This is a genomic window from Cupriavidus basilensis (assembly GCF_008801925.2).
Taxonomy (GTDB): Bacteria; Pseudomonadota; Gammaproteobacteria; order Burkholderiales; family Burkholderiaceae; genus Cupriavidus; species Cupriavidus basilensis.
In genome coordinates this window covers 1987642-2004588 of sequence record NZ_CP062804.1, presented here as the reverse complement: position 1 = coordinate 2004588, position 16947 = coordinate 1987642, and the positions used below count along the sequence as shown (strand labels likewise).

Sequence of the window (16947 nt, the reverse complement as noted above, 5' to 3'; positions counted from 1 at the left end):
GTATTCCCCGGTGCCGGGTGGCGGGCGCGTTCGTCAGCCTTCGGAGGGTGTTGCCCGGTCCGCGGCGCCGCGGGGGATGTCCTGTCGCCAGCCGGCATTGCGCAGCAGCGCCGTCATGGCTGTATGCAACTGATGCGCCACAACTGGCTTGTGCAACAGCGCGGCGCCTCCGGCATGGACACTGCGCAGGCGGTCCGGGGCAGTATCGCCGGTGATGATGACGGTGGGAATCATTTGTCCTAGCCGCTCGCGGATCGCCATCATGGCTTCCTGGCCGGTGCGCTCACCGCGCAGGCGATAGTCCGCCAGCAGCAGGTCGGGCTGGAAGGCGCCAAGCGCGGCCAGCGCGTCGTCCTCGGACTCCACGGCCAGGCACACCGCTTGCCAGCTCTCCAGCAGCGCCGCCATGGCGACCCGGATTTCCTGGTCGTCGTCGATCACCAGCACGCGCAGCCCCTTCAGGCTGGGCTTGTGGTGCAAGCCGGCGGGCTGGGTTTCGGCGCGGTCCTCGGTCAGGGGCAGGGCGAAGCGGAAGACCGAGCCGCGGCCGGGCCGAGAGTTCAGCAGGATGCGGGTGGAAATGGTGCGCGCCAGCCCTTCCACGATGGCCAGGCCTAGCCCGAGGCCCTTGCGCTGGTCCCGCTCCGGATTGCCCAACTGGTGGAACTCCTTGAAGATCGCGCGATGCTGGGTCAGGGGAATGCCGACCCCGGTATCCCAGACCTCGATCATCGTGCGCTCGCCCCGACGGCGGCATGCCACCAGCACGCCGCCCTGGGCGGTGTAGCGGATGGCATTGGCGATCAGGTTGCGCAGGATCAGCTCGACCAGCGTCGGGTCGGCGAACACCGTGGCGGTGGTATCCCGGGTCCGGTAGAACAGGCCGCGGGCATCGGCCTGCGGCGCAAACTCGTTCTCCAGCTTGTAGAGCAAGGGCTGCAGGCGGAAGGCGCGCGGCCGGGCGGTGATCACGCCCGCGTCCACCTTGGAGAAGTCCAGCAACGTATTGAGCATTTCGCGTGCGGCCCCGGAGGCAGCCTCGATGTGCGTGAGCAACTGGCGCTGCTTGTTGGTGAGGTCGGAGCGGCTCAGCGTGACCACGAACAAGCCGAGCGCATGCAGGGGCTGGCGCAGGTCGTGGCTGGCCGAGGCGAGGAACACCGATTTGGCGCGATTGGCTTCCTCGGCCTCGCGTTGGGCGTACTCCGCGCGGGCCGTCTGCTCGCGCAACTGCGAGATCAGCTCCACGTTGGCAAAGCGCAGCGCGATGCCGTGCCGTGCCACGCGCGCATAGTTGCGCGCAAAGATCATCAGCACCATGAGATAAAGCGGCGCGCCGAGGAACATGGGCAGGTAGGCGACGTCACCGGTGGCGATGAAGACCGCCCAGACCGGCACGATGGCCGGGATGAAGAAGCCCACGGCAACCGGCAGGCAGGCGGAGAACACCGCCAGCGCGGCCGCGCTCATGCCCGCGATCAGCGACAGGATGCAGATCACCGTCGCGGGCGTCCTCACATCCATGTAAAGCCACGCCGCCAGCCCCCAGAGCGCGCCGATCAGCGTCAGCAGCAACGTCATGCTGCGTGCATAGCGCCCGGCATGGGCTTCGGTCGTGCGCTCGGGCATCAGGCGCCGCCCGAAATGCCCGGTGGCGCAGGCCAGTCCCATCGTCAGCGCCCAGGGCAACGCACCCGGATGCCCACCGCCGAGGACTAGCCCAAGGGCCAGGATGAACGCCGCCAGCGCGCAGCCCAGCATGGCGATGCCGAAGCTCTGGTCGATCAGTTCCATTTGCGCGGCCAGCAGCCGCGGTTCGTCAAAGCGCGGGAGGAGAGACGCCATGGCTTACCTGCCCGTCTGCACCAGGCCGCGGCGCTGGGCCTCCAGTACCGCCTCGACCCGGCTGACCACGCCCAGGTAATCGAGAATGGCCGCCACGTGCACGCGCACTGTGTTTTCGGAGAGCCCCAAATGGTGGGCAATGATCTTGTTGGAGCGGCCTTGGCCGAGCTGGTCCAGCACCTCGAGCTGGCGCGGCGTGAGCGAGCTGGCCTGGTAGCCCTGGTAGGGGGCGGCGCTGGCATGGCCATCCGGGTTGCCGCCGTCGGCGCCGGCAGGGTCGGCGTTGAAGTACGTGTTACCGCGAAGGCAAGAGGCGATGGCGTCTTCGATCTCGACGCTGCTGGCGGATTTTGGCAGGAAGCCGGCAATTTCCTTGCGCGCGGCGGCGGGAATGGTCTCCAGCCCGGAGGTGCCGGACACGATCAGGATGCGTGCTGCGCAGAAGTGGCGGCGCAGCACCTTGATGCCCTCGATCCCGTTGAGGCCGGGCATCTGGATATCCAGCAGGATGATATCCACGCTGGCGGCGCGGTGTTCCTCCACCGCGCCCATGACCGAGCCCGCCTCGATGATGCTCGCCACGCTCGGGCTGTCTGCCAGCACCAGGCGCAGGCCGGTGCGGAACAGGGTGTGGTCGTCGATGAGCAGGAGGTGGGCGTTGAGCATGGGTTGGGGTTGGCCGGCGCACGTCGCGCAGGCTGCGGCCGATGGAACAAGTGGAGCAAAATGTGACGCGCTGCGCCCCGGTCGAAGCGAGCGCCAGGGCGAATTGGACTCGATTATGGCGGGCTTGTCTATTTCCCCACTAAAGAGGGGAAAGGATGGGTTGGGCACGGCGGAGTCTGGCACGGGGCCGCCCCGTAGGCCGCCTGTGCGCTGGCGCTGGGGGGAAGATGGCCCTGCCGCATGCGGGCCCCGGCAGCTTGGCGCAGGGATGGGCACTAGTCCAGAAGGATTATTTTGTTCGCGCACGTCTGGTGTCACCATGCATGCATGGGTGATTTCCGCGACTCGCCCATACCACTTTTGTTACCCACTACCACCCGGCAGTGGGTTTTTTTTGGGCCACGTTCGTGCTGCTGGATAGGCTGGCCGCCGGGGAATGCAACCTGTTGCAGGCCGATGTGCCGATACCTTCTTAATTGACCGGCCGACCGGCCGACCGACCGACCGGCCAGCCAGTCAGTCGATCAGCTTGCCCGCGGCATCGAAGAACGGATGGTCTGCGCCAAAGTCACCGATCACCGCCGCGTGGCTGACCAGCCCATGCGCGGGATCCCACTGATGCAGCAGGTAGCCGGGCGGCTCCATGCGAAACCGCGAGGCCGCCTGCGGATCGAGATCGAGCGTGACCTGATGCGCGGGACCCGGCGCCGTCATGGCGATGGTGCCGCCAAAGCGGTGCGTGATGTGCCGGTGCAGGTGGCCGCACAGCACGCGCTCGACGGTGGGGTGCCTGCGCACCACCGCCTCCAGCAGCGCCGCGTCCGCCAGGCCCTGCTGGTCCATGTGGCCGATGCCGGTATGAAAGGGCGGGTGGTGGAGCATCAGCAGCGTGGGCCTGCCAGGCTCGGCCGCGAGCGTGGCCTCGAGCCACGGCAGCGCGGCGGGATCGACCTGGCCGCCCGGCTTTCCCGGCACCGTGCAGTCGAAGGCCACCAGGCGTAGTGGCCCGGCCTCCACGCTGTAGTGAACCGGCGCGTCGCCGTCGCCGTTGGCGAACAGGTAATCGTGATCGGCAAACACGCGGCGCAGCGTGGCGCGGTGATCATGGTTGCCGGGCAGGAGCCGCACCGGCATCGGCAGCGTTTGCAGGATGCCGCGCAGGAAGCGGTATTCCTCCTCGGTGCCGAAATCCACCAGGTCGCCGGTGATGACGACGGCGTCGGGCTGCTGCGGCGCCGCCAGCAGCGACGCGATGCAGCGCCGCAGCGCGCCCGCGGTGTCGACCATGCGGTAGGACAGCTTGCCGCCGGCCTTGATGTGCAGGTCGGTGATGTGGGCCAGCAGGTAGGTGCCGGCCGGGTTGTCGTTGTTGGTGTTCATGCGGCAAGCGCTTCGGGGAGCGTGATCAGGTGGCCGGTATCGAGGCGCAGGCCTACGCGGTCGCCCGCGAGCCAGCCATCGCGCCGGGTGGTGTCGACGACAAGCGGCGCCGGCGCGCCCACGTCGACCAGCAAGCGCGTGTAGTTGCCCAGGAACAGCGCGGTGACGACCGAGCCGCCCAGGTGGGCATCCTCGGCCTGTGCCAGCGCGACGTCTTCGGGGCGGAATAGCAGTTCGGCGCGCGGCGAGGGCGCGGCGGCGAGGCTTGCGGCAGTGCCATGGCGCGGCACCAGGCCGCCCGGCACGCGCCAGGCATCGGCCTCCAGCACGGCCGGCAGGCGGTTCATGGTGCCGATGAAATCCGCCACGAAGGCATTGGCCGGCGCGCGGTAGATCTGCTGCGGCGTGCCGGTCTGCGCGATGCGGCCGCGGTCCATCACGATGATGCGGTCGCCCAGCGCCATTGCCTCGGCCTGGTCGTGGGTGACGTAGACGGCGGTGATATGCAGGCTGCGCAGCAACTGGTTGATATCGGCGCGCAAGGCGTCGCGCAGCTTGGCGTCCAGCGCGGTCAGCGGCTCATCGAGCAGCAGCACGCGCGGCTGCACGGCAATGGCGCGAGCCAGCGCCACGCGCTGGCGCTGGCCGCCGGACAACTGGTCGATGCGCCGCTCGGCAAAAGGCCCCAGATGCATCATGGCGAGCATCTCGTCCACCCGGCGGCGGCGCGCGGCCGCGTCGATGCGGCGCACGCGCAGGCCGTAGGCGATATTTTCCGCCACGGTCATGTTGGGGAACAGTGCGTAGCTCTGGAACACCATGCCCACGCCGCGCTGCTCGATCGGCAGCGGCGTCACATCGTTATCGCCAAACATCACCACGCCGCCGGCGTCAGGGAACTCCAGCCCGGCGATGATGCGCAGTGTGGTGGTCTTGCCGCAGCCCGAGGGGCCGAGCAGTACCACGGTCTCGCCTGCGCCGATGTCGAGGTCGAGCGGTTGCAGCGCCAGCGTGCCGTCGGCGAAGGTCTTGCCGCAGTGGCGCAGCGTGATGGTGGTCGGTTCATGCATGGCGGGCCTCGGAAGTGGAGAGCGGATCGGTGCCGGGGATCGTTCTGGCGTCGGCGCCGTCGGCAAGCGGCTGGTGCTTGCGGGCGCGCGCGCCCAGGGCGGACAAGCCCTGCATCAGCACCAGCAGCGGGATGATCATGAAGAAAAACACGATGGTGTAGGCCGAGCCGATCTCCAGCCGCATCGAGGCGTAGCTGTCGGCCAGTCCCACCGGCAGCGTCTGCGTGGTGGGCGTATGCAGCATCCAGGTCAGGTTGAACTCGCCTACCGACAGCGTCACCACCATCAGCGCCCCGGCCAGGATGCCCTGGCGGCAGTTCGGCAGCACCACGGTAAAGAAGCGCTGCAGGCGGTTTGCGCCCAGGCTGGCGGCAGCATCCTCCAGCGTACGGATATCGATGGCCGACATGATGGCCAGCACCGAGCGCACCATGAACGGCAGCGTAAACAGCACGTGGCCCACGAGGATAAACAGCCAGCTCGTGCGAAATGCCTGCCAGCCGCCATAGAGCAGGATCAGCCCCAGCGCGGTGGCCAGTCCTGGCACCGCCACCGGCAGCATCAGCAGCTCCTCGATCAGGCGCGTCACGCGCCCGCGCCGCAGCGCCATGTAGTAGGCCGCGGGCACGCCCAGCACCAGGGTGCAAGCCAGGCACGCCAGGGCAATGCCCAGCGACAGGAAGATGGTGTTGCGGTAGAGCGCCCACACCTCTACCAGCCAGCGCGTGGTGAGGCCGCTGGACACGCCGACAAAGATGTTGTTGGTGAGGCCGGCGAGCACGGACAGCACCACCGGCACCACCATGAACAGGCACACCAGAAGGGTGAGCGCGAGCTGCAGCCAGTAGGCATTGCCGCGGCGGGAAGACGTCATCATGGGTAGCCTCAGGCAGTAGCGGCGACGGCGTCGCCCGAGAACCAGCGTGCCACCGCCAGCAAGGCCCAGGTGACCGTGCCGAGTAGCACGGACAGCGCGGCGGCCATGCCGAAGTTGGCGTAGTTGGTGAACTCGTTGTAGATGGTCAGCGGCAAGACGTCGAGCTGCGTGGCCAGCGTGAAGGCGGTGCCGAAGGCGCCCATGCTGGTGGCGAAGCAGATCGCGCCGCTGGAAATCATGGCCGGCATCAGCGCGGGCAGCATCACGTCGCGCACCACGCGCCAGCGGCCCGCGCCGAGCGAGCGGGCGGCTTCTTCCAGCGATGCGTCGAGCTTGGCAACGGCTGCCATCACCGTCAGGATCACGCGCGGGATGGAGAAATACAGGTAGCCGACGAACAGGCCGGCGAGACCGTAGGCAAAGGTCCAGCGGTCTCCCACCAGCCAGTCGCTGACCATGGCGAGCAGGCCGTTGCGCCCGCCCAGCATGATGACCATGAAGCCGATGACGACGCCGGGGAAGGCGAGCGGGAACGTCAGCATGGCGACCAGCAGGGCCTTTCCGGGCACGGCGTTGCGCTCCAGGAAGGTGCCGGTGATGCCGGCGATGATCAGTGTGGCCAGCGTGACCGTTGCCGATAGCAGCACGGTGACCATCAGGCTGTGCAGATAGCGCTCGCTTGAGATGACGGTCCAGTAGACGCTCGCGCCTTTTTCACCCGTGACGCTGATCGCCAACAGCTTTGCCATGGGCAGGCAGAAGAAGGCGAAGAAGACGATCAGGGCAGGGAGGGCGAAGAGGAGGAGTGGGGGGCTTCGTTTAGGCATGATGGGTTTGCTTTTTCCCGGGGTTGGGGAGGATCAGCTTCAACGTTGATGGCTTGGGTTCAATGGGGGGGCTTAACTTCAACTTCAACTGCCGTTTCACCACCCCTGCGGGGTGGCGACCTACTTTCTTGTCTTGCCAAGAAAGTGGGCAAAGAAGGCGCGCCGGATGGGGCGACTTCCCCTCGTGATCCAACGAAAAGAGCGGCCGGGACCCAAACTCGCATCGCCTTAAGGCGATACTCAGACATGGGTCCCTCTTTTCCGCTCTTTTCGCCGAATCCCGAGGCGCCCCATACGGCCTAGGTAAACCTTGACGGCTCGCTTCGCATCGCGCTGGGGTGATTCCCGCCCCTCGTGCGGGAATCACGGCCGAACCGAATCGTTTGTCTGACCGTGTCGTTTCTGGTCCCGCTGGTTGGCTCCCCTCTCCCACTTGTGGGAGAGGGGACGGGGGAGAGGGCGGGCGCCGTCAAGCTTGCGATGCTGCACTTATCCGCTTGCGCTCGCCGTTCAACGGACTTCCTTCAGATATTGCTCGCTGAAGCCTTTCTGCGCATCTGCCATCTTTGCGAAATCCACCGGCTTGGCGCGGGCGTAATCCGCTGCCGGCAGGAACCGCGCTTGCACTTCCTTGGGCACGGCGGCGCTGCGCACGGGGCGCAGGTAGGCATTGGCCCACAGGGCTTGCCCTTCATCGGAGAGTACAAAGTCCAGCACCTTCTTGCCTTGTGCGTCGTGCGGTGCGTTGTTCACCAGGCTCATCACGTACGGCACCACCACCGTGCCTTCCTTGGGAATCACGAAGGCCACGTTGGATTTGTCTTTGTAGCGGGCGCGGTAGGCGTTGAAGTCGTAGTCCAGCAGGATCGGGATCTCGCCGGAGAGCACGCGGGCGTAGGCGGTTTGCTTGGGGACGATGGGCTGGTTCTTCTGCAGGTCGCGGAAGTACTTGAAGGCTGGGCCGAAGTCGTCCATCGAGCCGCCCATCGCCTGGTTGACGGCAACCGCGCCGACGTAGCCGACAAAGGCGCTGGCCGGGTCGAGGTAGCCGATCAGGCCCTTGTACTCGGGCTTGAGCAGGTCGGCCCAGGACTGCGGCACGGGCTTGCCGCGCAGCGCGTCGACGTTGACCATGAAGCCGAGCGTGCCGGAGTGGATGGCGAACCAGTTGCCTTGCGGGTCCTTGAGGCCGTCGGGGATGTCGTTCCAGTGGGCCGGCTTGTAGGGGGCGGTGACGCCGTCCTTCTTGGCCTGGATGCCGAAGGTCACGCCGTAGTACACCACGTCCGCTACCGGGCTGCCTTTTTCGGCGACCAGCTGCGCGAGCGACTGGCCGGAGTTCTTGTTGTCATGCGGCACCGTGACGCCGGTCTTTTCCTTGATGGCGCGGATCTGCGAGGCCCAATCTGCCCATTCGGGCGGGCAGTTGTAGCAGATCGCGGTTTGCGCTGCCGCGCCCTGGCTGAATGCGCAGACGGCGACGGCGCCTAGCGCGCTGGCGATCCGGCGCAGCGGTTTGTGCCAGGAACGGGTTGCTTGCATGGTGAACTCCTTGGGTTGCATACGAGGGCTGGGGGAACGCGGTGGGTGAAGGGTCATGCCGGTGCGGCTACCGTGCCGCCCAGGCGCAGGCCGTGGGGCAGCAAGGTGATGCGCCCGGGTCGGGCGCCGGATACGTCGGATAGGCCGGATACGTTGGATACGCCGGTTGCTGCGAGGCCGAAGCGCTGAAGCAACTGCGCCACGGCGCGCTCGCCGATTTCGCCATTGGGCTGCACCACCGATGCCAGTGGCGGCTCCACCAGCGCGCCCAGCGCGATGCCGTCGTAGCCCAGCACGGAGATGTCACGCGGCACGCGCAGGCCGAGCCGCTTCAGGTCGGAGATCACGCCGATCGCCAGCAGGTCGTTGGTGCAAAAAAAAGCGGTGGGCGCATCCGGCCCGGCGGCTAGCGCGCCGATCTGGTCAGCGTTGCTGGCGGTGTGGGTGGGCAGGCACAGCGGCGGTGCTGCTTCCAGGCCGTGCGCGTGCATGGCGTCGCGGTAGCCCTCGAAGCGCTGGCGCGCGCGGTCGGAGGCGATGAAGGCGCCGGAGACCACGCGGATGCGGCGGTGCCCCGCCGCGATCAGGGCTTGCACGCCTTCGCGGGCGCTGCCGCGGTTGTCTACCGAGACGGAGTGGCGCTGGCCGCGCGCGGCTGCCTGGTTGTAGGCCAGCACATAGGGCACGCCTTCGGCATCGAGCTGGTCGAGCACGGCGCTGCGGGCGGCGTCGGCCACCGTGAGCACCATGCCGTCGACCCGGTGGCGCAGCAGGTATTCGATGCGCTCGCGTTCGCGCGCGGGGTCGTAGGCGCTGGTCACCAGCATCAGCGAGTAGCCGGCGGCCAGCGCGGCATCCTCGATGCCCCGCCAGCATTCGGCGAACACGGCGTTTTCCAGGGTGGGCAGCATCACGCCGATCATCCGGCTTTGCTGCGCGCGCAGCTTGCTGCCGAGCAGGTTGGGGCGGAAGCTCAGCCGCCGTGCGGCTTCCAGCACGCGCTGCGCGGTGCCTTCGCGCACCAGCGCAGGGCTGTTGAACGCGCGCGATGCGGTGGCCAGCGATACGCCAGCCGCTTGCGCAACGTCCACCAGCGTGGCGGTGCCGGCGGCGTCCGGGGCGGTGCTGCTGGAACGGTCCTGGGTGCGCTTCACGTCAGAGCTTCCGGTCTTGGTTTCGGGGTCACATTGCGCGCGTGGCGAACCAGGCACGCAACGGCGGCAAAAATGAAAACGTTTTCATTCAAGCCGCAAAAAAATCGGGTCGCAAGCCTTTTTGCTGCTGCGGTGCATTAGCGCTATCGCGCTGCGGCAAGGCGAAACCCGGTACAGCGCGAATTCTGGGGATGCTGCATGACAGCACGATGACAGGCGCAGACGAGGGCGCGCAGGGACGGCCGGCAGGATCGCGGCGCCGCGGATCACAATGGGGTTGAAACTATCCTGCAATCTAATTAACATGTTAAGTACAGGCGGCGCCAACGGGCGATCCGCCGTCGACGATCCGCCGGCCCGGCAGCGCAAGCGCCCGGCCACGCGCGGGCGCAACCAGAGAGGAGCACGATGCGACAAGCCAGAATCGCCGCCGGCGGCCGGCCAGTGCGGGCAGTGCCGGTGGACGATGCCACCTTGCTGCCGCTGGACGGTGGGCGCGCCCTGCGCGAGGATGAATTCATGTGGCAGCCCGCCATCACCGGCACGGTGTACGGCACGCTGCTGAACTTCAAGGGCGCGCTCGCGGCCCTTGGCGACAGCGTCAATGCGGCCCCTTACCAGGCACCGCCCGCTGGCCCGATCCTCTACATCAAGCCGGCCAATACCCTGGCCGCCCATGGCAGCCTTGTCGAGCTGCCACCGGGCCAGGAAACCCTGGAAATCGGCGCGGCGCTTGGCATCGTGATCGGCCGGCGCGCAACCCGCATCGACCCGGCGCAGGCCGCAGACTATATCGCCGGGTACACCGTGGTGTCGGATGTCAGCGTGCCGCACGCCAGCTATTACCGCCCGGCGGTGCGCCACAAGTGCCGCGATGGCTATTGCCCGATCGGCCCGTGGGTGATGGCCCGCGAGCAGGTCGGCAACGCCGATGCGCTCGGCATGGTGGTGCGCATCAATGGCGAGGAGCGCCAGCGCAACCATACCGGCAACCTGCTGCGCCCCGTGGCGCAATTGCTGGCCGATGTCACCGCCTTCATGTCGCTCGAAGCCGGCGACGTGCTGCTGGCGGGCGTGCCCGAAGGCGCGCCGCTGGCGCGTGCCGGCGACAGGGTGGAGATCGAAATCGAACAAGTAGGGCGCCTGCGGCACGGCATCAAGGCAGCGCGCGGGGAGGCAGCATGAGAACCGCACGCGTAGCCTTCGATGGCCTGGTCCACGCCGCGCAGCCGGCCGGCGAAGGCGCATTGCGCCTGGACGACGGCCGCGTGGTCAGCGAGGACGCCGTGACGTGGCTGCCGCCCGTGGTGCCGCGCACCACCTTCGCGCTTGGCCTGAACTACGCCGACCACGCGCGCGAACTGGCCTTCAAGGCGCCGGAAGAACCTCTCGTATTCCTCAAGGGGCCGGGCGCGTTCATTGGCCACCGGGCGCATACCATCCGGCCGCCGGGCGTGAAGTACATGCATTACGAGTGCGAGCTGGCGGTGGTGATCGGCAGCACGGCGCGCGGCGTCAAGGCGGCGCAAGCTTATGACTACGTGCGCGGCTATACGGTCGCCAACGACTACGCCATCCGCGACTACCTGGAAAACTACTATCGCCCCAACCTGCGGGTGAAAAATCGCGACACCTGCACGCCGCTGGGGCCGTGGCTGGTGGATCGCGACGACGTGCAGGATCCGATGAACCTCGCGCTCACCACGACCGTCAACGGCAAGCTGACCCAGCAGGGCAGCACCCGCGACATGATCTTCGCCGTCCCGTGGCTGATCGAATATCTCAGCAGCTTCATGACGCTGGAGGCGGGCGATGTGATCCTGACCGGCACGCCCGAGGGGCTGGCGGACACGCAGCCGGGCGATGAGATCGTCACGGAGATCGAAGGGGTGGGGCGGCTGGTGAACACCATTGCCTCGGCTACCGAATACGGCAGCGGGCGCTGAAGCGCGTTGACGCGAGCTGAAGCGAACCCGGGCGCACCAAATGCCAACAGGAGACAACCATGATCAAGCATTGGATCAACGGCAAGCAGGTCGACAGCAAGGAGACGTTCACCACCTGGAACCCGGCCACCGGTGAAGAGATCGCCACGGTGGCCGCGGGCGGCGAGGCCGAGGTCAACGCCGCGGTGGCGGCCGCCAAGGCGGCGTTCCCCAAGTGGGCCAATACCCCGGCCAAGGAGCGCGCCCGTATCATGCGCTGCCTGGCCGACCTGATCACCGGGCACGTGCCGCAACTGGCCGCGCTGGAGACGCAGGACACCGGCCTGCCGATCGCACAGACCGGCAAGCAGCTGATCCCGCGCGCTGCCGAGAACTTCAATTTCTTCGCCGAAGTGTGCGTGCAGATGAACGGCCGCACCTATCCCGTCGATGACCAGATGCTCAATTACACGCTCTACCAGCCGGTCGGCGTGTGCGCGCTGATCTCGCCGTGGAACGTGCCCTTCATGACCGCCACCTGGAAGGTCGCGCCATGCCTGGCGCTGGGCAATACCGCGGTGCTGAAGATGTCGGAGCTGTCGCCGCTCACGGCGGACCAGCTCGGCATGCTGGCGCTGGAAGCCGGCGTGCCGGCTGGCGTGCTCAACGTGGTGCAGGGCTACGGCGCCAGCGCGGGGGACGCGCTGGTGCGCCATCCGGACGTGCGGGCCGTCTCGTTTACGGGCGGCACGGCCACCGGCAAGCGCATCATCGAGCGCGCGGGCCTGAAGAAATTCTCGATGGAACTGGGCGGCAAGTCGCCGGTGCTGGTGTTCGACGACGCGGACCTGGAGCGCGCGCTGGACGCCGCGCTGTTCACCATTTTCTCGATCAACGGCGAGCGCTGCACCGCGGGTTCGCGCATCTTCGTGCAGGACACGGTCTACGACGACTTCGTCGGCAAGTTCGCCGAACGCGCCAGGCGCTTGCGCGTGGGCGACCCGACCAGCGAGCAGACGCACGTGGGCGCCATGATCACCCAGCAGCACTGGGAGAAGGTCACGGGCTATATCCGCCTGGGCGAGCAGGAGGGCGCCACCATCCTGGCCGGCGGCGCCGAGCGCCCGTCCGACCTGCCGGCGCACCTGCGCAACGGCAACTTCGTGCAGCCCACGGTGCTGGCCAATGTGGAAAACCACATGCGCGTCGCGCAGGAAGAGATCTTTGGCCCGGTGGCCTGCCTGATCCCGTTCAAGGGCGAAGACGATGGGCTGGCCATGGCCAACGACACCGCTTACGGCCTGGCCTCGTACATCTGGACCCAGGACGTGGGCAAGGTGCACCGGCTGGCGCGCGGCATCGAGGCCGGCATGGTGTTCGTCAACAGCCAGAACGTGCGCGACCTGCGCCAGCCGTTTGGCGGCACCAAGGCATCCGGCACGGGGCGCGAGGGCGGCGAGTTCAGCTTCGAGGTGTTTGCGGAAGTGAAGAACGTTTGCATCTCGATGGGCGGGCATCATATTCCGCGCTGGGGCGTTTGAGCGCAGTCCGCACCAAAGCAAAACAAGAGAACAAGACAGGAGACACCGCCATGGGCAAGCTATCCCTCGCCGCCAAGGTCACGCACGTGCCGTCGATGTACCTGTCCGAGCTGCCGGGCAAGCATCACGGCTGCCGTGAGGCGGCGATTGCCGGGCACCGCGAGATCGGCCGGCGCTGCCGGGAACTGGGTGTCGATACCATCGTGGTGGCCGATGTGCACTGGCTGGTCAACGCCGGCTACCACGTCAACTGCAACGCGCACTTCCAGGGCATCTACACCAGCAACGAACTGCCGCATTTCATCAAGGACATGGCCTACGCCTATGACGGCAATCCCGAACTGGGCCGGCTGATTGCCAGCACCGCGTGCGAGCAGGGCGTGATGACCCGCGCCCACGAGATCGCCAGCCTGGAGCTGGAGTACGGCACGCTGGTGCCGATGCGCTACATGAACGCCGACCGCCATTTCAAGGTGATCTCCATCGCGGCCTGGTGCGCCTGGCACCAGCTCGATGAAAGCCGCCGCTTTGGCGAGGCGCTGCGTGCGTCCATCGAGGCCAGCGATGCCAATGTGGCGTTTCTCGCCAGCGGCTCGCTGTCGCACCGCTTCAACGACAACAACAGCCCCGAGGAAAGCATTCACCAGATCAGCCGCGAGTTCTTCAAGCAGGTGGACCTGCGCGTGGTGGAACTCTGGCAGCAGGGCGACTGGGCCACCTTCTGCCGCATGCTGCCGGAGTACAACGAGCACTGCATCGGCGAGGGCGGCATGCATGACACCGCCATGCTGCTGGGCCTGCTGGGCTGGGACAAGTACGACCGCCCGGTGGAGATCGTCACCGACTACTTCACCAGCTCGGGCACCGGGCAGATCAATGCGATCTTCCCGGTGCGCTGAGGGATCACGGATCACGGATAACGATTCACGCTTCATCGGAGAGGCCTGCCAATGCCCCACATCATCGTCGAGTACACGGACAACATTCGCGCCGACGCGCGCGTGCCCGCCCTGCTCAAGACAATCAACGACGTGCTGATCGCGCAGGACGGCGTGTTTCCCATCGGCGGCATCCGTTCGCGCGCGCTGGCGCTGACCGACTACCGCATGGCCGACGGCGAGGAAGACTACGCCTTCGTCCACATCACGCTGAAGATCGGCGCCGGGCGACCCGAGGCGACCAGGAAGGCGGCCTGCGATGCGCTCTTCGAGGCTGTCAAGGCGCACTTTGCCGAGCTGTATGCGCGGCGCTACCTGGCGCTGTCAATGGAGCTGGTTGAGTTCAACGAGGGCGGCAGCTACAAGCACAACAACGTGCACGCCCGCTTCAAGAAGGGCTGACCGGCTCCATCGTCAGGCAACAGGCCCCCTACGCACAACGCACAACGCACAACGCACAACGCACAACGCTTCCCACGGAGACCCCATGCTCAGCCCAGAGCTGATCCACCAGATCGCCCATCGCCTGCACGGCGCAGAGCAATCGCGCCAGCAGATCCGGCAAATCTCGCTGGACCACCCTGACATCACGATTGAAGACGCCTACGCCATCCAGCGCGAATGGCTGGCCCACAAGCTGTCCGAAGGCCGCACCATCAAAGGCCACAAGATCGGCCTGACCTCGCGCGCCATGCAGCTTTCCTCGCAGATCGACGAGCCTGACTACGGCACCTTGCTGGACGACATGTTCTTCCAGGACGGCGCGACGATTCCGCCGGGGCGCTTTATCGTGCCGCGCGTGGAGGTGGAGCTGGCCTTCGTGCTGGACAAGCCGCTCAAGGGGCCGAACTGCACGCTGTTCGACGTGTATGACGCTACCGCCTACGTGATCCCCGCGCTGGAGATCATCGATGCGCGCAGCCATGGGATCGACCCCGACAGCAAGCGCCCGCGCAAGGTGTTCGACACCATCGCCGACAACGCGGCCAATGCCGGCGTGGTGATGGGCGGGCGCCCGGTGCGGCCGTTCGATGTGGACCTGCGCTGGGTCTCGGCCATCATGTCGCGCAACGGCGTGATCGAGGAAACCGGCGTGGCCGCCGGCGTGCTCAACCATCCCGCCAACGGCGTGGCATGGCTGGCCAACAAGCTGCATCCGCATGGCGTGGGCCTGGAAGCGGGCGAGGTGATCCTCGGCGGCTCCTTCACGCGGCCGGTGGCGGCCAGCCCGGGTGATACATTCCACGTGGACTACGGCGCACTGGGCGCCGTGGCCTGCCACTTCGGCTGAACGCCTGACCCGGACGCCATCATGGAAATCCCCCTCAATACCTTCAAGCGCGCGCTTGCCGCCAACGAGCAGCAGATCGGCCTGTGGCTCGGCCTGGCCAGTCCATACACCGCCGAAGTGCTGGCCGACGCCGGCTTCGACTGGCTGCTGATCGATGGCGAGCACGCACCCAACACCGTGCCGTCCATCCTGGCGCAACTGCAGGCGCTGGCCGCCTATCCCGTGCGGCCGGTGGTGCGTGCGTCGTGGAACGACACCGTGCAGATCAAGCAGTTGCTTGACCTGGGCGTGCAGACCCTGCTCGTGCCGATGGTGCAGGACGCGACCGAGGCGGCCGCCGCGGTGGCCGCCACCCGCTACCCGCCGCAAGGCGTGCGCGGCGTGGGCAGCGCCATGGCACGTGCCTCGCGCTGGAACCGTGTCGGCGGCTACCTGGCCCAGGCCAACGGCGAGATGTGCGTGCTGGTGCAGGTGGAGACGCGCGCCGGGCTCGCGCACCTCGATGCGATTGCCGCTACCGAAGGCGTGGATGGCGTGTTTATCGGTCCGGCGGATCTTGCCGCCGACATGGGCCATCTGGGCAATCCGGGCCACCCGGACGTGCAGAGTGCCATCGCCGACGCCATCGCGCGTATCCGCCGCGCCGGCAAGGGCGCGGGCATCCTCAGCGCCGACGTGGCGCAGTCGCGGCAGTACATGGCGCTGGGCACCACGTTTACCGCTGTTGGGGTTGACGCCACGATGCTGGCCCGTGCGGCCGAGAGCCTTGCCGCGCAATTCAAGGGCCAGGGCAGTGCGGGGACCGGCCGGGATAAGACGTACTAGCTGCGTACTACACAAAGCACAAAAAACAAACAACAGAAAAATCGGAGGAGACCCAATCATGCAAGCAAACGCCTGCGCCCGGCGCACGCGCCTCTATGCCATGGCGCAGCATGCTTCGCGCGTTGCCACAGGATTGGCGATAGCGCTGGGCGGCACCAGCGCCGCCAACGCCGCCGACCCCGCCGCACGCTGGGTGGTGCCCTACACCGCCGGCGGCGGCAGCGACCTCGCCACGCGCATCGTCGCGCAGAAGATCGCGCCGGCCATGCACCAGAACTTCGTGGTCGACAACAAGCCGGGCGGCGCCACCATCCTCGCCGCGCAGGATGTGGCCAAGGCGCGTGCAGACGGCGCTACCGTGCTGACCGCCGGGCAGGGTACGCTGGTACTTAACCCGGCGCTGTATCGCAAGCTGCCCTATGACGCCACCAAGGATTTCACGCTGGTGAGCTCGCTGGTGAAGCTGCCCGTGATACTGGTCGCCAACCCGGCCTTGCCTGTCAAGACCTTGCCCGAGTTCATCACGTGGCTGAAAGCGGGGCAGGGCAAGGCTACCTATGCCTCTGTTGGCACCGGCAGCCCGCACCACCTGAGCGCCGAGTTGCTGCTTGACCGCGTGCAGGCCAGCGCCGTGCACGCGCCGTACAAAGGCACGCCACCCGCTTTGCAGGACGTGGCGGGCGGGCAGGTCGATTTCATGATGGCCGATCTTTCGGCCGCGGTGCCGTTGATCCGCGCCGGGCGGCTGCGCGCCATCGCGCTGCCCGCGGAGCAGCGCTCGGCGGTGCTGCCGGATGTGCCGACCTTTGCCGAGGCCGGGCTGGCTGGCTTCACGGCGTTCGCGTGGCAGGGCGTGGTGGTCCCGGCCGGCACGCCGCCGGCCTCGGTCGACAAGCTCAACGCGGCCATTGCCGCGGCGCTGAAGGACCCGGCGGTGGTCAGGCAAATGCAGGAGCTTGGGCTGGAGCCCATGGGAGACAGCAGGGCGGGCTTTGCCGCGTTCGTGGACAATGAGCGCGCCAAGTGGGGCGCCCTGATCCGCGCGCACAAGATCGTGCTGGATTGA

General features: G+C 67.2%; 16 protein-coding genes. 8 read left to right on the top strand and 8 right to left on the bottom strand.

All coding sequences use genetic code 11. From position 1 onward, the window contains the following. Nucleotides 1-33 precede the first annotated feature (33 nt). From F7R26_RS29805 to F7R26_RS29770, 8 genes are all read right to left on the bottom strand, one after another. On the bottom strand, nucleotides 34-1845 hold the full coding sequence (locus F7R26_RS29805; protein WP_150989503.1) for an ATP-binding response regulator: 1812 nt from the start codon (nucleotides 1843-1845) through the stop codon (nucleotides 34-36). A gap of 3 nt (nucleotides 1846-1848) precedes the next feature. Beyond that, nucleotides 1849-2511: a response regulator transcription factor gene (locus F7R26_RS29800; RefSeq protein ID WP_150989500.1), complete on the bottom strand. Its 663-nt coding sequence runs from the start codon at nucleotides 2509-2511 to the stop codon at nucleotides 1849-1851. Nucleotides 2512-3027: 516 nt separating this feature from the next. Further along, nucleotides 3028-3891, bottom strand: coding sequence for a phosphodiesterase (locus F7R26_RS29795; protein ID WP_150989496.1), 864 nt, complete (start codon nucleotides 3889-3891; stop codon nucleotides 3028-3030). Then, nucleotides 3888-4961 (bottom strand): ABC transporter ATP-binding protein, encoded by a 1074-nt coding sequence (locus F7R26_RS29790; RefSeq protein ID WP_043354725.1) that lies wholly within the window; start codon nucleotides 4959-4961, stop codon nucleotides 3888-3890. Before F7R26_RS29790 ends, F7R26_RS29795 begins: the two co-directional genes overlap by 4 nt. Beyond that, nucleotides 4954-5835, bottom strand: coding sequence for an ABC transporter permease (locus F7R26_RS29785; protein ID WP_150989558.1), 882 nt, complete (start codon nucleotides 5833-5835; stop codon nucleotides 4954-4956). Before F7R26_RS29785 ends, F7R26_RS29790 begins: the two co-directional genes overlap by 8 nt. 11 nt (nucleotides 5836-5846) lie before the next feature. Beyond that, nucleotides 5847-6665: an ABC transporter permease gene (locus F7R26_RS29780; protein ID WP_150989492.1), complete on the bottom strand. Its 819-nt coding sequence runs from the start codon at nucleotides 6663-6665 to the stop codon at nucleotides 5847-5849. 510 nt (nucleotides 6666-7175) lie between these two features. Continuing rightward, on the bottom strand, nucleotides 7176-8207 hold the full coding sequence (locus F7R26_RS29775) for an ABC transporter substrate-binding protein (protein WP_150989489.1): 1032 nt from the start codon (nucleotides 8205-8207) through the stop codon (nucleotides 7176-7178). Nucleotides 8208-8260: 53 nt separating this feature from the next. Beyond that, nucleotides 8261-9361: a substrate-binding domain-containing protein gene (locus tag F7R26_RS29770; protein WP_150989486.1), complete on the bottom strand. Its 1101-nt coding sequence runs from the start codon at nucleotides 9359-9361 to the stop codon at nucleotides 8261-8263. 519 nt (nucleotides 9362-9880) lie between these two features. On the opposite strand from F7R26_RS29770, the gene F7R26_RS29765 reads away from it, so the two are divergent. The 8 genes from F7R26_RS29765 to F7R26_RS29730 all read left to right on the top strand — a co-directional run bounded on the left by F7R26_RS29765 (nucleotide 9881) and on the right by F7R26_RS29730 (nucleotide 16947). Next, the gene (locus F7R26_RS29765) at nucleotides 9881-10546 is read left to right on the top strand and encodes a fumarylacetoacetate hydrolase family protein (RefSeq protein WP_206702570.1); all 666 of its coding nucleotides are present in this window, start codon (nucleotides 9881-9883) and stop codon (nucleotides 10544-10546) included. Next, nucleotides 10543-11307, top strand: coding sequence for a fumarylacetoacetate hydrolase family protein (locus F7R26_RS29760; RefSeq protein WP_150989483.1), 765 nt, complete (start codon nucleotides 10543-10545; stop codon nucleotides 11305-11307). Before F7R26_RS29765 ends, F7R26_RS29760 begins: the two co-directional genes overlap by 4 nt. A gap of 59 nt (nucleotides 11308-11366) precedes the next feature. Then, nucleotides 11367-12827 carry a 5-carboxymethyl-2-hydroxymuconate semialdehyde dehydrogenase gene (hpaE, locus tag F7R26_RS29755; RefSeq protein WP_150989480.1) on the top strand — a complete coding sequence of 487 codons (1461 nt, stop codon included), beginning with the start codon at nucleotides 11367-11369 and terminating at the stop codon, nucleotides 12825-12827. Nucleotides 12828-12877: 50 nt separating this feature from the next. Next, entirely contained in the window at nucleotides 12878-13726 is an 849-nt protein-coding gene (gene hpaD / locus F7R26_RS29750; RefSeq protein ID WP_150989477.1) for a 3,4-dihydroxyphenylacetate 2,3-dioxygenase, read from the top strand. A 51-nt stretch (nucleotides 13727-13777) separates the two neighbouring features. Then, complete coding sequence (locus tag F7R26_RS29745; RefSeq protein WP_150989474.1) at nucleotides 13778-14167, top strand: 5-carboxymethyl-2-hydroxymuconate Delta-isomerase; 390 nt, start codon at nucleotides 13778-13780, stop codon at nucleotides 14165-14167. An 85-nt stretch (nucleotides 14168-14252) separates the two neighbouring features. Next, nucleotides 14253-15056 carry a 2-oxo-hept-4-ene-1,7-dioate hydratase gene (gene hpaH, locus F7R26_RS29740; RefSeq protein WP_043354739.1) on the top strand — a complete coding sequence of 268 codons (804 nt, stop codon included), beginning with the start codon at nucleotides 14253-14255 and terminating at the stop codon, nucleotides 15054-15056. 21 nt (nucleotides 15057-15077) lie between these two features. Then, nucleotides 15078-15881: a 4-hydroxy-2-oxoheptanedioate aldolase gene (gene hpaI, locus F7R26_RS29735; protein WP_150989469.1), complete on the top strand. Its 804-nt coding sequence runs from the start codon at nucleotides 15078-15080 to the stop codon at nucleotides 15879-15881. A 58-nt stretch (nucleotides 15882-15939) separates the two neighbouring features. After that, nucleotides 15940-16947, top strand: coding sequence for a Bug family tripartite tricarboxylate transporter substrate binding protein (locus tag F7R26_RS29730; RefSeq protein WP_150989465.1), 1008 nt, complete (start codon nucleotides 15940-15942; stop codon nucleotides 16945-16947).

Excerpts from the sequence above, each read along its gene's own strand:
- F7R26_RS29780 (WP_150989492.1), bottom strand. The coding sequence starts at position 6,665 with ATGCCTAAACGAAGCCCCCCACTCCTCCTCTTCGCCCTCCCTGCCCTG.
- F7R26_RS29785 (WP_150989558.1), bottom strand. The coding sequence starts at position 5,835 with ATGACGTCTTCCCGCCGCGGCAATGCCTACTGGCTGCAGCTCGCGCTC.
- F7R26_RS29800 (WP_150989500.1), bottom strand. The coding sequence starts at position 2,511 with ATGCTCAACGCCCACCTCCTGCTCATCGACGACCACACCCTGTTCCGC.
- F7R26_RS29795 (WP_150989496.1), bottom strand. The coding sequence starts at position 3,891 with ATGAACACCAACAACGACAACCCGGCCGGCACCTACCTGCTGGCCCAC.
- F7R26_RS29775 (WP_150989489.1), bottom strand. The coding sequence starts at position 8,207 with ATGCAAGCAACCCGTTCCTGGCACAAACCGCTGCGCCGGATCGCCAGC.
- hpaE (WP_150989480.1), top strand. The coding sequence starts at position 11,367 with ATGATCAAGCATTGGATCAACGGCAAGCAGGTCGACAGCAAGGAGACG.
- hpaI (WP_150989469.1), top strand. The coding sequence starts at position 15,078 with ATGGAAATCCCCCTCAATACCTTCAAGCGCGCGCTTGCCGCCAACGAG.
- F7R26_RS29760 (WP_150989483.1), top strand. The coding sequence starts at position 10,543 with ATGAGAACCGCACGCGTAGCCTTCGATGGCCTGGTCCACGCCGCGCAG.
- F7R26_RS29790 (WP_043354725.1), bottom strand. The coding sequence starts at position 4,961 with ATGCATGAACCGACCACCATCACGCTGCGCCACTGCGGCAAGACCTTC.
- F7R26_RS29805 (WP_150989503.1), bottom strand. The coding sequence starts at position 1,845 with ATGGCGTCTCTCCTCCCGCGCTTTGACGAACCGCGGCTGCTGGCCGCG.
- F7R26_RS29730 (WP_150989465.1), top strand. The coding sequence starts at position 15,940 with ATGCAAGCAAACGCCTGCGCCCGGCGCACGCGCCTCTATGCCATGGCG.
- F7R26_RS29745 (WP_150989474.1), top strand. The coding sequence starts at position 13,778 with ATGCCCCACATCATCGTCGAGTACACGGACAACATTCGCGCCGACGCG.
- hpaH (WP_043354739.1), top strand. The coding sequence starts at position 14,253 with ATGCTCAGCCCAGAGCTGATCCACCAGATCGCCCATCGCCTGCACGGC.
- F7R26_RS29765 (WP_206702570.1), top strand. The coding sequence starts at position 9,881 with ATGTGGCAGCCCGCCATCACCGGCACGGTGTACGGCACGCTGCTGAAC.
- hpaD (WP_150989477.1), top strand. The coding sequence starts at position 12,878 with ATGGGCAAGCTATCCCTCGCCGCCAAGGTCACGCACGTGCCGTCGATG.